This is a genomic window from Pseudomonas sp. LBUM1671 (genome assembly GCF_059695685.1).
Genome location: NZ_CP166782.1, coordinates 1,776,702 through 1,789,860, shown reverse-complemented (window position 1 = coordinate 1,789,860; position 13,159 = coordinate 1,776,702). Strand labels below are relative to the sequence as shown.

The window sequence follows — 13,159 nt, the reverse complement described above, 5'->3', positions numbered from 1 at the left end:
CAAAAAAGGCCATTCGATGCAGATCGAATGGCCTTTTTAATGGGTATTTTTCAAGCACCACGAAACCACTGTGGGAGCGAGCCTGCTCGCGATGGGGCCAGCACAGTCAACATCTATGCTGACTGACACTCCGCTATCGCGAGCAGGCTCGCTCCCACATTTGGACAGTGTCCGCCTTCAGCCTTTCAGCGCCTTGTAGAGTTTGCTGACGACCATCACACCAGCCAACACAACGGCCCCCGCCACAATCCCCGCCACCGCATTCAGCAACGTCGGCACGATAAACCCGGCACCGCCCGCCCCTGCACTGACGCTCTCAATCCAGTGATGAACCACCGGCACGCCATGGGTCAGAATCCCGCCGCCCACCAGGAACATCGCTGCTGTACCGATCACCGACAGGCTTTTCATCATGTACGGCGCTGCGCGCAGAATCCCGCCGCCGATACTTTTGGCCATCTGCCCAGGCTTCTGGGTCAGCCACAGGCCCAGGTCATCAAGCTTGACGATGCCCGCCACCAGGCCATAGACGCCGATGGTCATGACGATGGCGATTCCCGACAGCACGATGACCTGCTGGGTCAACGACGCATCCGCCACGGTGCCGAGGGTGATGGCGATGATTTCTGCCGACAGAATGAAGTCAGTGCGGATGGCGCCCTTGATCTTGTCTTTCTCGAACGCCACCAGATCAACAGCCGGATCGGCCACCGCTTCGACCAACTCCGCATGCTCGGCCTGGTCTTCAGCCTTGCTGTGCAGGAATTTGTGGGCGAGCTTCTCGAAACCTTCGAAGCACAGGTACGCGCCGCCGATCATCAACAACGGCGTGACCAGCCACGGAATGAATGCGCTGATGGCCAGGGCTGACGGCACCAGGATCAGTTTGTTGAGAAACGAGCCTTTGGCCACCGCCCATACGACCGGGATTTCCCGCTCGGCGCGTACGCCGGAAACCTGTTGGGCATTGAGCGCCAGATCATCGCCGAGTACGCCAGCGGTCTTCTTGGCGGCCATTTTGGTCATCAACGCCACATCGTCAAGAACGGCGGCGATGTCGTCGATCAGCAACAGCAAACTGCTTCCTGCCATGAATCAGGTGTCCTTCTGGAATGAATGCTGCGCAGCATAGCGCGACCGAGCGCCACACGGGGCATTCTTGAGCGCTGCGCGAGGCCGGTGCTACCATGCGCAACCGCCAGAACAGGCAAGGAACCCCCTGGTTTATGAGCACTATCCGCGAGCGCAACAAAGAACTGATCCTGCGTGCCGCCAGTGAAGAATTTGCCGACAAGGGCTTCGCTGCGACCAAAACCAGTGATATCGCAGCCAAGGCGGGATTGCCCAAGCCCAACGTCTATTACTACTTCAAATCCAAGGAAAACCTCTACCGTGAGGTCCTGGAAAGCATCATCGAACCGATTCTGCAGGCTTCGACGCCGTTCAACGCCGACGGCGTGCCGAGCGAAGTGCTGAGCGGCTACATCCGCTCGAAAATCCGCATCTCCCGCGACCTGCCCTTCGCCTCCAAAGTGTTCGCCAGCGAAATCATGCACGGCGCCCCGCACCTGAGCGCCGACCTGGTCGAACAGCTTAACGGCCAGGCCAAGCACAACATCGACTGCATCCAGACCTGGATCGACCGCGGGCAAATCGCCCCGATCGATCCCAACCACCTGATGTTCAGCATCTGGGCCGCGACCCAGACCTACGCCGACTTTGACTGGCAGATCACTGCCATCACTGGCAAGGCCAAGCTGGATGAAGAGGACTATGAAGCGGCGGCGCAGACGATTATCCGGTTGGTGCTTAAAGGGTGTGAGCCGGATTGATACACGGTGGTGCAGCCATCGCTGGCAAGCCAGCTCCCACAAGTTTCTGTGTTGGATTCAAATGTTGAGAACGACCCAAATCCCTGTGGGAGCTGGCTTGCCAGCGATGAAGGCAACTCGGTGCCGATTCAAACCCAAACAGCATCCCACAACGGATAGTCGCCAAGCTTTTCCACCAGCCCAGCCCGCAACGGATTTGCCACGACATACCGGGCCAATTTCACCAAATCCTCTTCCCGCCGCAGTGCACGGTCATGAAAGCCTTTCTGCCAGAGACTGTCCTTGCGGCCAGTGAACTGATTCACCGCTTTGGTGCTCAGTGATTTGGTCTTTTGCATCAGATTACCCAACGATCCCTGCTGTAACTCGACCAGCCAATGGAAATGATCGGGCATGACAACCCAGGCCAGTGAATTCGCGATGCCTTGATCCTGAGCGCAGCGAAATTGATTAACTACCACTCTACCCAAGGTGAAGTCTTTGAATATTGGCTTTCGGTCGTGTGTATTGGTAGTCAGCAGGTAAATCCGATTGGATTCGGTATAGCGGCCGATGCGCAAGCGATTTGAAGCGGGTAGATCAGGCATTCCTTTGCCCCTTGCATGATTAATTCATCTGGAAGGCTAGACCTGATATCACCCAAGGGCGGGGCATACATTTAGCTGGATGTGTCTGGTAGTCCGTCATCGCTAGCAGGCTGGCTCCCACACTGGATCTCTGTGAACACAAAATTCGTGTGCGACAAACATCCCCTGTGGGAGCCAGCCCTGCTGGCGATGGCGATAGATCAATCAATACAGAATCAAGCCACCACCCCAGCATCCGCCCTCAACCCCACCGCCTCGATCGCACTGATCGCACACTGCTCGTCAACATCCGACAGATCCCCGCTGATCCCCACTGCCCCCAGCACGTTTCCGTCCTGATCCCGAATCAACACACCGCCCGGTGCCGGCACGACGCTGCCCTGCCCCAGGCTGTTCAGCGCGGCGAAGAAGGCCGGGCGTTGCTGGGCGTCCAGTGCCAGCAGGCGTGAGCCTTTGCCGAGGGCGATGGCGCCCCAGGCTTTGCCGATGGCGACCTGCGGGCGCAGCAGGCTCGCGCCGTCTTCGCGTTGCAGGCTAATCACGTGCCCGCCGGCATCCAGTACCGCGATGGTCAGTGGCGCCGCGGAGATTGCACGCCCGGCGGTGATGGCCTGATTGATCAGGTTGACTGCAACTTTCAAGGTTAAAGCGCTCATGGTGCCGTCCTCATTTTGTTATAGGGAAAGCCAGTGGCCTGCGCGGTTGTGCCGCAGTCCGATGCAACAAATAGAACACAATGAGTTATTTTTTTGTATACAATAATTCTCGAAAAGCGCCACACGCGACGAAAAGCCACAGTAGACTGGGCTTCCGACGAATGAAACAGTCGCTTGAGAAAATGGATTGACCTGCGCCGTCCGCCGTGAATACACTCTGCGCAAAGCCACTTGTATACAATTACAAAACGTAAGAGGCACAAAACCATGAGCAAAATGAGAGCAATCGAAGCCGCCGTTCTGGTGATGCGCCGTGAAGGGGTTGATACCGCTTTTGGCATCCCGGGCGCCGCGATCAACCCGCTGTACTCCGCCTTGCAGAAGGTCGGTGGCATCGATCACGTCCTCGCGCGCCACGTTGAAGGCGCCTCGCACATGGCCGAGGGCTACACCCGCACCAAGGCCGGCAACATCGGCGTGTGCATCGGTACCTCCGGCCCGGCCGGCACCGACATGGTCACCGGGCTCTACAGCGCCTCGGCCGACTCGATCCCGATTCTGTGCATCACCGGGCAAGCACCCCGCGCCCGTATGCACAAGGAAGACTTCCAGGCCGTCGACATCACCACCATCGTCAAGCCAGTGACCAAGTGGGCAACCACCGTCATGGAACCGGGCCAGGTTCCGTATGCGTTCCAGAAAGCCTTCTATGAAATGCGCTCCGGCCGTCCGGGCCCGGTGCTGATCGACCTGCCGTTCGACGTGCAGATGGCTGAAATCGAATTCGACATTGATGCCTACCAACCACTGCCGCTGGCCAAGCCAACCGCCAACCGCGTGCAAATCGAGAAGGCCCTGGCCATGCTCGATCAGGCCGAGCGTCCATTGCTGGTCGCCGGTGGCGGCATCATCAATGCCGACGCCAGCGAGTTGCTGGTTGAATTCGCCGAGCTGACCGGTATCCCGGTGATCCCGACTTTGATGGGCTGGGGCACCATCCCGGACGATCACCCGCTGATGGTCGGCATGGTGGGCTTGCAGACATCGCACCGTTACGGCAACGCCACCCTGCTGAAGTCCGACGTGGTATTGGGCGTCGGCAACCGTTGGGCCAACCGTCACACCGGTTCGATCGACGTGTACACCGAAGGCCGCAAGTTCATTCACGTCGACATCGAGCCGACGCAAATCGGCCGCGTGTTCAACCCGGACCTGGGCATCGTTTCCGACGCCGCTGCCGCGCTGACCGTGTTCATCGAAGTCGCTCGCGAATGGCAAGCCGCCGGCAAGCTGAAAAACCGCAGCGCCTGGCTGCAAGACTGCCAGCAGCGCAAAGCCAGCCTGCAGCGCAAGACTCACTTCGACAACGTGCCGGTCAAACCGCAGCGTGTGTACGAAGAGATGAACCAGGTGTTCGGCAAAGACACCTGCTACGTCAGCACCATCGGTCTGTCGCAGATTGCCGGCGCGCAGTTCCTGCACGTCTACAAGCCGCGTCACTGGATCAACTGCGGTCAGGCCGGTCCGTTGGGCTGGACCATTTCGGCAGCACTGGGCGTGGTCAAGGCCGATCCGACCCGCAAGGTCGTGGCGCTGTCGGGCGACTATGATTTCCAGTTCATGATCGAAGAGTTGGCGGTGGGCGCGCAGTTCAAGCTGCCGTACATCCACGTTGTGGTCAACAATTCGTACCTGGGGCTGATTCGTCAGGCCCAGCGCGGTTTCGACATGGACTACTGCGTGCAGCTGTCCTTCGATAACCTGAACGCTCCGGAACTCAACGGTTACGGTGTCGACCACGTCGCGGTTGCCGAAGGCCTCGGCTGCAAGGCGCTGCGAGTGTTCGAACCGGGTCAGATCCAGCCTGCCCTACGCAAGGCCCAGGAGCTGATCGAAGAGTTCAAGGTGCCGGTGATCGTCGAGATTATCCTGGAGCGCGTGACCAACATTTCCATGGGCACCGAGATCAACGCCGTCAACGAATTCGAAGACCTGGCGCTGGTCGGCAACGATGCGCCGACCGCGATTTCGTTGCTTGATTAACAGCTGAACGCTCTCCCTGTGGGAGCGAGCCTGCTCGCGATGAGGCCGGCACATTCAACATTGATGTTGACTGTCCCACCGCTATCGCCAGCAGGCTGGCTCCCACAGGGGATCTGCACATACTTTCGGGAGACCACCATGCCGCGTTTCGCAGCCAACCTGTCCATGCTGTTCACTGAGCAGGATTTTCTTGCCCGTTTCGAAGCGGCCGCCAAGGCCGGCTTCAGTGGTGTCGAATACCTGTTCCCCTACGACTTCAGCTCCGCCGAGATCAAGGCCAAGCTCGACGCCAGTGGCCTGACCCAGGTGCTGTTCAACCTGCCGGCCGGTGACTGGGCCAAGGGCGAACGCGGTATCGCGTGCCTGCCGGACCGTGTCGAAGAGTTCCGTGCCGGTGTCGATCTGGCGATCGCTTATGCGCAAGTGCTCGGCAACACCCAGGTCAACTGCCTGGCCGGTATTCGTCCACAAGGCGTCGACGATGCCACCGTGGAAAAAACCTTCGTCGCCAACCTCAAATACGCCGCCGACAAGCTGCAAGCAGCGGGCATCAAACTGGTGATGGAAGCGATCAACACCCGCGACATCCCGGGCTTCTATCTGAACAACACGGCGCAGGCCCTGTCGATTCGCGAACAGGTCGGCAGCGCCAATCTGTTCCTGCAATACGACATCTACCACATGCAAATCATGGAGGGCGACCTGGCCCGCACCATGGCTGCGCACCTGGGCGAGATCAACCATATCCAGTTGGCCGACAACCCGGGGCGCAACGAACCGGGCACCGGTGAAATCAACTACCGCTTCCTGTTCGAACACCTTGACCGCATCGGTTATCAGGGTTGGGTTGGCTGTGAATACAAGCCGCTGACCACCACTGAAGCGGGCTTGGGGTGGTTGAAAACCCACAACGCGATCTGACACTAAAGCAGGCCTTTTGTGGCCTTGTACTTGCTCCCGCTGGGTCGCGAAGCGGCCCCAAAGCCATCCACCGTGGTGTATCAGGCAGAACCGGTTCTCAGGTTTTGCGACGGCTACGCAGCCGAGCGGGAGCAAGCTCCCTCGCCACAGAAAGTGGTCGCCTCAGCTACGTGCACATTATTTTGCAACACAAAAACAAGAGGAATTTCTCATGGCTAAAATCGGATTTATCGGCACTGGCATCATGGGCCACCCAATGGCGTTGAACCTGCAGAAAGCCGGTCACAGCCTGTTCCTGTCGGCGCACCACGACCCCGCGCCTGCTGACCTGATTGCCGGCGGTGCCGTCGCCCTGGCCAACCCGAAAGAAGTCGCCCAAGAAGCCGAAGTCATCATCATCATGGTGCCGGATACCCCGCAGGTCGACGACGTGCTGTTCCGCGCCGATGGCGTTGCGGCCGGCGTGGGCAAAAGCAAAATCGTCATCGACATGAGCTCGATCTCGCCGACCGCCACCAAGGCCTTTGCGGCCAAGGTCAACGAAAAAGGCGCGCAATACCTCGATGCGCCAGTGTCCGGCGGTGAAGTCGGCGCCAAGGCTGCAAGCCTGAGCATCATGGTCGGTGGCGATGCCGATGCTTTCGAACGCGCACTGCCTTTGTTCCAGGCGATGGGCAAGAACATCACCCTGGTCGGTGGCAATGGCGACGGTCAAACCGCGAAAGTAGCGAACCAGATCATCGTCGCGCTGAACATTCAGGCCGTAGCCGAAGCGCTGTTGTTCGCCGCGAAAAACGGTGCCGATCCGGCCAAGGTGCGTGAAGCGCTGATGGGCGGTTTCGCTTCGTCGAAGATCCTCGAAGTACATGGCGAGCGCATGATCAAAGGCACCTTCGACCCGGGCTTCCGCATCAGCCTGCACCAGAAGGATTTGAACCTGGCCCTGCAAGGCGCCAAAGAGCTGAACATCAACCTGCCGAACACCGCCAACGCCCAGCAAGTGTTCAGCACTTGCGCGGCCATCGGTGGCAGCAACTGGGACCACTCGGCGCTGATCAAGGGCTTGGAACACATGGCGAACTTCTCGATTCGCGATAAGTAACAAAGCCCTGCACAAAACCTGTGGGAGCTAGCCTGCTAGCGATGAAATCAACGCGGTGTGTCTGATAGACCTGGGCGCCTGAATCGCTAGCAGGCTAGCTCCCACAGGGATCTGAGTTGCCCTTTCGAATAACAAGAATTCCCGGGAGCCCGCCATGTCGGTCAATCCGCAACAATTCCTGCGCGAGCTGTTTGCCACAGCCATCGACGCGGCCCATCCGCAGCAAGTCCTCGAAGCCCATTTGCCCCAGGATCGCAGCGGTCGGGTGATCGTCATTGGCGCCGGCAAAGCCGCAGCCGCCATGGCCCAAGTCGTCGAGCGTTGCTGGCAGGGTGAAGTCTGCGGCCTGGTGGTCACCCGTTACGGCCACGGCGCCCCGTGCGAAAAAATCGAAGTCGTCGAAGCCGCTCACCCGGTGCCGGACGCCGCCGGTCAAGCCGTCGCCAAGCGTGTATTTGAACTGGTCAGCAACCTGACTGAAGACGACCGCGTGATCTTCCTGCTCTCGGGCGGCGGTTCTGCCCTGCTGGCCTTGCCGGCCGCTGGCATCACCCTGGCCGACAAGCAATCGATCAACAAAGCCCTGCTCAAATCCGGCGCCACCATCGGCGAGATGAATTGCGTGCGCAAGCACCTCTCGGCGATCAAGGGCGGCCGCCTCGGCAAGGCCTGCTGGCCAGCCACTGTTTATACATACGCGATTTCCGATGTGCCAGGCGACCTCGCCACGGTCATCGCCTCCGGCCCTACCGTGGCCGACCCGAGCACTTCGGCTGAAGCCCTGGCGATCCTCAAACGCTACGGCATCGACGTTCCGGCCTCGGTGCGCAACTGGCTGCAGAGCCCGGAATCGGAAACCGTCAAACCCGGAGATCCGAGTCTGGCACGCAGCCATTTCCAGTTGATCGCCCGTCCTCAGCAATCCCTTGAAGCGGCCGCGGTGAAAGCCCGTCAGGCCGGTTTCAGTCCGCTGATCCTCGGCGATCTGGAAGGCGAATCCCGCGAAGTGGCCAAGGTTCACGCCGGCATCGCCCGCCAGGTGGTCCTGCATGGCCAGCCGTTGGCGGCGCCGTGCGTAATTTTGTCGGGCGGCGAAACCACCGTCACCGTGCGCGGCAATGGCCGTGGCGGACGCAACGCCGAATTCCTGCTCAGCCTGACCGACAGCCTCAAAGGCCTGCCCGGCGTCTACGCCCTTGCCGGTGACACCGATGGCATCGACGGCTCCGAAGACAACGCCGGCGCGATCATGACGCCAGAGAGCTACGCCCGGGCCGCCGCCCTCGGCTTGAGCGCCAGCGACGAGTTGGACAACAACAATGGCTACGGCTATTTCGAGGCGCTGGACGCACTGATCGTCACCGAACCGACCCGCACCAACGTCAACGACTTCCGCGCCATCCTGATCCTCGAGAGCCCTGAAAATGACGCCTGACAAGAAGGTTAAAATCCTTGCCACCCTCGGTCCTGCCACCGACGGGATCGACGACATCCGTGAGCTGGTGCAGGCCGGGGTCAACATCTTTCGCCTGAACTTCAGCCATGGCGATCACGCCGACCACGCTCAGCGTTATCAGTGGATTCGTGAGGTCGAGCGCCAACTGAATTACCCGTTGGGCATCCTGATGGACCTGCAAGGCCCGAAACTGCGGGTCGGCAAGTTCGCCGAGGGCAAGGTGCAACTGCACCGCGGCCAGGCCCTGCGCCTGGACCTCGATACGACGCCGGGTGATCAGCGTCGGGTCAACCTGCCGCACCCGGAAATCATCGCCGCGCTGGAACCCGGCATGGACCTGTTGCTGGACGACGGCAAGCTGCGTCTGCGCGTGGTCACCAAGTACGCCGACGCGATCGATACCACCGTGCTCAACGGCGGCGAACTCTCGGACCGCAAAGGCGTGAACGTGCCGCAAGCGGTGCTGGAATTGAGCCCGCTGACCGCCAAGGATCGTCGTGACTTGAGCTTCGGTCTGGAACTGGGTGTGGACTGGGTGGCGCTGTCGTTTGTGCAGCGTCCGGAAGACATCCGCGAAGCCCGCGAACTGATCGGCGACAAAGCGTTTTTGATGGCCAAGATCGAGAAGCCCTCGGCCGTGACTCAGCTGCGCGAGATCGCCGAGTTGAGCGACGCGATCATGGTCGCTCGCGGTGACCTGGGCGTGGAAGTGCCGGCGGAAAGCGTGCCGCAGATTCAGAAAAACATCATCAGCATTTGCCGCGAACTCGGCAAACCGGTGGTGGTGGCGACGCAGATGCTCGAATCGATGCGCTTCTCCCCGGCCCCGACCCGCGCCGAAGTCACCGACGTGGCTAATGCCGTGGCCGAAGGGGCCGATGCGGTGATGCTGTCGGCGGAAACCGCGTCCGGCGAGTACCCGCTGGAAGCCGTGCAGATGATGAGCAAGATCATTCGCCAAGTGGAAAACGGTCCGGATTATCAGGCACAACTGGACGTGAGCCGGCCGAAGGCCGAGGCGACGGTTTCCGATGCGATCAGCTGCGCAATCCGGCGCATCAGCAACGTGCTGCCGGTGGCGGTGCTGGTGAATTACAGCGAGTCGGGGACGTCGAGCCTGCGTGCGGCGCGGGAACGGCCGACCGTGCCGATCCTCAACCTGACGCCGAACCTGCAGACCGCGCGCCGCTTGACCGTGGCGTGGGGCGTGCACTCGGTGGTCAATGATCGGCTGCGCCAGGTGGATGAGGTGTGCTCGACGGCGCTGGAGATTGCGCAGGCGCAGGGAATGGCGCAGCGCGGGGACACGTTGTTGATCACCGCGGGTGTGCCGTTTGGGCAGCCGGGGTCGACTAACTCACTGCGTATCGAGACGTTGATCTAGAGCGCCCATACCGGCCTCATCGCCAGCAGGCTGGCTCCCACATTGGTTTTGTGTCGATCACTGAATCAAGACTGAACTGAGATTCAGTGTGGGAGCCAGCCTGCTGGCGATGAAGGCGACTCGGTTTCACTGTCTTTTAGAACTGCCATGCCTGCCAACCACTTCAACACCCACTGCCCCGATTGGGCGACTGCCCTGCTCAACGGTTTCAGCCAGATCTTCCTCCAGCGTCATCCGCTTTGCGGTCTGCTGTGCCTGTTGGCGATTCTTCTCACCGCGCCCACCCTGCTCGGCGGTGCACTGCTGGGCGGTGTCGCCGGGTTGCTCACGGCGCAACGTCGCGGCTATGCCAAGGCCGATCGCCAGGCCGGGCTGTTCAGTTACAACGGTGTCTTGCTCGGCCTGCTGCTGAGCCTCTATTTCCCCTGGTCCGCGCTGTTGCCACCGCTGGTCATCGCTGCGGGTGGGCTGAGTGCGATGGTCACTCAACAGTGGCTCAAACGCGTCCGGGTCAGCCACTACCTGCCTGCCTACACCGCGCCCTTTGTGGGGCTGGGCTGGTTGCTGCTGTGCTTCGCCACGCCCTCGACAACTCCACACTTGATCGAAATCAATACGCTGAACATGCTCATCGCACCACTCAAAGGCCTTGGCCAGGTGATGTTCCTCGGCCATCCCCTGGCCGGCGCGATGATTGCCGTGGGTTTGCTGATCGCTGATCGCCGCGCATTCTGTTGGGCGTTATTGGCGTCTGTCGCGGGCATGGGCTGGAGCCTGCTGCATCACGACTTCTATACCGCATTGATCGGCCTCGGTGGCTATAACGCCGTACTCGCTGCCCTCGCCTTCAGCTCGCAACGCCAGAAACCTTGGCTGCCGCTGCTCGGTATTGCATCAGCGCTGTTGCTGACGCCGGTGTTTGCCGCCATCGGTCTGCCAACGCTGACCGCGCCGTTCATCCTCGCCTGCTGGCTGATCCGCACCGTTGTTCAAATGCTCGGCAAGACTCCTGTCGCCCTTACGCCTTGCACTCTGGAGGAGAATCAACCTAGGCTTCGCTGATCATTGGTTCAGGCGGTATCCATGGACAGCAGCAAAAACTGGCGTGAAGAGCTTTACGTCATGGTTTTCCAGAGCGACACCAAGGCGGGGCGGCGCTTCGACGGCATATTGCTGTTGATCATCCTCGCCAGTATCGTGATCGTGATGCTCGACAGCATCGACACGGTCCACAAGAACTACGCCGACGTGCTGGCGTACATCGAGTGGGGTTTCACCGTCATTTTCGCCATCGAATATGGCTTGCGTCTGTACTGCTCACCCAAGCCGTTACGCTATGCGTTCAGCTTTTACGGGCTGGTGGATCTGCTGGCGATCGTGCCCGGGATCCTGGCGCTGTATTACGCCGATGCGCAATACCTGCTGATTATCCGGATCATCCGGATGCTGCGGATCTTCCGCGTCCTCAAGCTCAGCCCGTACCTCAAGCAAGCCAACTATTTGATGTCGGCGCTACGCGGCAGCAAGCAGAAAATCGTGGTGTTTCTGGTCAGCGTCTGCACGCTGGTGACGGTGTTCGGCACGCTGATGTATGTGATCGAAGGCCCGGAACACGGTTTCACCAGCATTCCCAAAGGCATCTACTGGGCGATCGTGACGTTGACCACGGTGGGCTTCGGCGACATCGTGCCAAAGACACCGCTGGGCCAGGTGATTTCGTCGCTGGTGATGATCACTGGTTATTCGATCATCGCCGTACCCACCGGGATTTTCACCGCCGAACTGGCCAATGCCATGCGCGGTGAACAGCTGCAACACGACTGCCCGGTATGCAAGAAAAACAGCCACGAACACGGTGCGGCATTCTGCTCGCGATGCGGCAACGCTCTGTTTAAGAAACTGGAATAAGCAAAGAGCTTTTTAATCTTTAAGGGCCTATGCGAGCCCGGCTATAGTCGCTGGCAAATTGCCTCACTTTTAAATAGAACAAGGAATGCGCAGTGAAAAAACTCTTTGGCGCCTCACTTCTGGCCGCTGGCCTGGCACTGACCAGCGTGGCTCAGGCCGCACCGACCCTGCTCAACGTTTCTTACGACGTGATGCGCGATTTCTACAAGGACTACAACACTGCGTTCCAGAAACACTGGCAAGCCGAGCACAACGAGAACATCACCCTGCAGATGTCCTTCGGCGGTTCCAGCAAACAGGCGCGTTCGGTGATCGATGGCCTGCCGGCTGACGTCATCACCATGAACATGGCCACCGACATCAATGCCCTGGCGGACAACGGTAAACTGATCCCGGACAACTGGGTCACCCGCTTGCCGAACAACAGCGCACCGTTTACCTCGGCCACCGTATTCATCGTCCGCAAAGGCAACCCGAAAGCCCTGAAAGACTGGCCGGACCTGCTCAAGGATGGCGTGCAAGTGATCGTGCCGAACCCGAAAACCTCGGGTAACGGTCGCTACACCTACCTGTCCGCCTGGGGTTATGTGCTGAAAAACGGTGGCGACGAGAACAAGGCCAAAGACTTCGTCGGCAAGCTGTTCAAGCAAGCGCCGGTGCTGGATACCGGTGGCCGTGCCGCCACCACCACGTTCATGACCAACCAGATCGGCGACGTGCTGGTGACCTTCGAAAACGAAGCGGAAATGATTGCCCGCGAGTTTGGTCGCGACCAGTTTGAAGTGATCTACCCAAGCGTCTCCGCTGAAGCCGAGCCGCCCGTGTCGGTGGTGGACAAAACTGTCGACAAGAAAGGCACCCGCGCCGCGGCCGAGGAGTACCTGAAGTACCTGTGGTCACCGGAAGGTCAGGAAATTGCGGCGGCCAATTACCTGCGTCCGCGGGACCCGGCGGTGCTGGCCAAGTACACCGATCGTTTCCCGAAAGTGGATTTCCTGTCGGTGGAGAAGACCTTTGGCGACTGGCGGACTGTGCAGAAGACTCACTTCAATGATGGTGGGGTTTTTGATCAGATTTACAGCGGTCAGTAATTCCTGAGCCCAACAAAAAGGCGACCTGCAGAGGTCGCCTTTTTTTGTGGGTTTTTAGCCACGCCACTGAACAACTGTGGGAGCGGGCTTGCTCGCGAAAGCGGTGTGTCATTCAACACTGATGTCGACTGACACACCGCTTTCGCGAGCAAGCCCGCTCCCACAGGGATTATCACCAA

The 13,159-nt window shown here is 59.9% G+C and carries 12 protein-coding genes; 9 read left to right on the top strand and 3 right to left on the bottom strand.

Going from position 1 to position 13,159, the window contains the following annotated elements; genetic code table 11:
* Positions 1–177 precede the first annotated feature (177 nt).
* Positions 178–1,092 carry a DUF808 domain-containing protein gene (locus tag ACA060_RS08090; protein ID WP_109628626.1) on the bottom strand — a complete coding sequence of 305 codons (915 nt, stop codon included), beginning with the start codon at positions 1,090–1,092 and terminating at the stop codon, positions 178–180.
* Between the two features lie 134 nt (positions 1,093–1,226).
* Here ACA060_RS08090 and ACA060_RS08085 point away from each other — a divergent pair, with 134 nt between their 5' ends.
* Positions 1,227–1,832: a TetR/AcrR family transcriptional regulator gene (locus tag ACA060_RS08085; protein ID WP_077748647.1), complete on the top strand. Its 606-nt coding sequence runs from the start codon at positions 1,227–1,229 to the stop codon at positions 1,830–1,832.
* A gap of 128 nt (positions 1,833–1,960) precedes the next feature.
* On the opposite strand, the gene ACA060_RS08080 is transcribed toward ACA060_RS08085, so the two are convergent.
* Both ACA060_RS08080 and ACA060_RS08075 read right to left on the bottom strand, forming a co-directional pair.
* Positions 1,961–2,419 carry an REP-associated tyrosine transposase gene (locus tag ACA060_RS08080; RefSeq protein ID WP_497316501.1) on the bottom strand — a complete coding sequence of 153 codons (459 nt, stop codon included), beginning with the start codon at positions 2,417–2,419 and terminating at the stop codon, positions 1,961–1,963.
* A 215-nt stretch (positions 2,420–2,634) separates the two neighbouring features.
* Positions 2,635–3,075, bottom strand: a complete 441-nt coding sequence (locus ACA060_RS08075) for a GlcG/HbpS family heme-binding protein (RefSeq protein WP_109628624.1) — start codon at positions 3,073–3,075, stop codon at positions 2,635–2,637.
* A 267-nt stretch (positions 3,076–3,342) separates the two neighbouring features.
* On the opposite strand from ACA060_RS08075, the gene gcl reads away from it, so the two are divergent.
* The 8 genes from gcl (at position 3,343) to ACA060_RS08035 (ending at position 12,980) form a co-directional block, all read left to right on the top strand.
* On the top strand, positions 3,343–5,118 hold the full coding sequence (gcl, locus tag ACA060_RS08070; protein ID WP_497316499.1) for a glyoxylate carboligase: 1,776 nt from the start codon (positions 3,343–3,345) through the stop codon (positions 5,116–5,118).
* A 138-nt stretch (positions 5,119–5,256) separates the two neighbouring features.
* Positions 5,257–6,039, top strand: coding sequence for a hydroxypyruvate isomerase (hyi, locus tag ACA060_RS08065; protein WP_109628622.1), 783 nt, complete (start codon positions 5,257–5,259; stop codon positions 6,037–6,039).
* A gap of 211 nt (positions 6,040–6,250) precedes the next feature.
* On the top strand, positions 6,251–7,141 hold the full coding sequence (locus tag ACA060_RS08060; protein ID WP_497316497.1) for a 2-hydroxy-3-oxopropionate reductase: 891 nt from the start codon (positions 6,251–6,253) through the stop codon (positions 7,139–7,141).
* Between the two features lie 154 nt (positions 7,142–7,295).
* Complete coding sequence (locus ACA060_RS08055; RefSeq protein WP_497316495.1) at positions 7,296–8,576, top strand: glycerate kinase type-2 family protein; 1,281 nt, start codon at positions 7,296–7,298, stop codon at positions 8,574–8,576.
* Positions 8,566–9,981 carry a pyruvate kinase gene (gene pyk / locus ACA060_RS08050; protein ID WP_497316493.1) on the top strand — a complete coding sequence of 472 codons (1,416 nt, stop codon included), beginning with the start codon at positions 8,566–8,568 and terminating at the stop codon, positions 9,979–9,981. Before ACA060_RS08055 ends, pyk begins: the two co-directional genes overlap by 11 nt.
* 147 nt (positions 9,982–10,128) lie before the next feature.
* Positions 10,129–11,043, top strand: coding sequence for an urea transporter (locus ACA060_RS08045; protein ID WP_497316491.1), 915 nt, complete (start codon positions 10,129–10,131; stop codon positions 11,041–11,043).
* Positions 11,044–11,064: 21 nt separating this feature from the next.
* On the top strand, positions 11,065–11,889 hold the full coding sequence (locus ACA060_RS08040; protein WP_109628617.1) for an ion transporter: 825 nt from the start codon (positions 11,065–11,067) through the stop codon (positions 11,887–11,889).
* 92 nt (positions 11,890–11,981) lie between these two features.
* The gene (locus tag ACA060_RS08035; protein ID WP_497316489.1) at positions 11,982–12,980 is read left to right on the top strand and encodes a sulfate ABC transporter substrate-binding protein; all 999 of its coding nucleotides are present in this window, start codon (positions 11,982–11,984) and stop codon (positions 12,978–12,980) included.
* The last annotated feature ends 179 nt before the right edge of the window (positions 12,981–13,159 follow it).

What these genes read in the sequence shown, in the direction of transcription:
- ACA060_RS08040 (WP_109628617.1), top strand. Translation starts at nt 11,065, where the DNA reads ATGGACAGCAGCAAAAACTGGCGTGAAGAGCTTTACGTCATGGTTTTC.
- ACA060_RS08085 (WP_077748647.1), top strand. Translation starts at nt 1,227, where the DNA reads ATGAGCACTATCCGCGAGCGCAACAAAGAACTGATCCTGCGTGCCGCC.
- ACA060_RS08060 (WP_497316497.1), top strand. Translation starts at nt 6,251, where the DNA reads ATGGCTAAAATCGGATTTATCGGCACTGGCATCATGGGCCACCCAATG.
- gcl (WP_497316499.1), top strand. Translation starts at nt 3,343, where the DNA reads ATGAGCAAAATGAGAGCAATCGAAGCCGCCGTTCTGGTGATGCGCCGT.
- ACA060_RS08075 (WP_109628624.1), bottom strand. Translation starts at nt 3,075, where the DNA reads ATGAGCGCTTTAACCTTGAAAGTTGCAGTCAACCTGATCAATCAGGCC.
- hyi (WP_109628622.1), top strand. Translation starts at nt 5,257, where the DNA reads ATGCCGCGTTTCGCAGCCAACCTGTCCATGCTGTTCACTGAGCAGGAT.
- ACA060_RS08090 (WP_109628626.1), bottom strand. Translation starts at nt 1,092, where the DNA reads ATGGCAGGAAGCAGTTTGCTGTTGCTGATCGACGACATCGCCGCCGTT.
- ACA060_RS08080 (WP_497316501.1), bottom strand. Translation starts at nt 2,419, where the DNA reads ATGCCTGATCTACCCGCTTCAAATCGCTTGCGCATCGGCCGCTATACC.
- ACA060_RS08055 (WP_497316495.1), top strand. Translation starts at nt 7,296, where the DNA reads ATGTCGGTCAATCCGCAACAATTCCTGCGCGAGCTGTTTGCCACAGCC.
- pyk (WP_497316493.1), top strand. Translation starts at nt 8,566, where the DNA reads ATGACGCCTGACAAGAAGGTTAAAATCCTTGCCACCCTCGGTCCTGCC.
- ACA060_RS08045 (WP_497316491.1), top strand. Translation starts at nt 10,129, where the DNA reads ATGCCTGCCAACCACTTCAACACCCACTGCCCCGATTGGGCGACTGCC.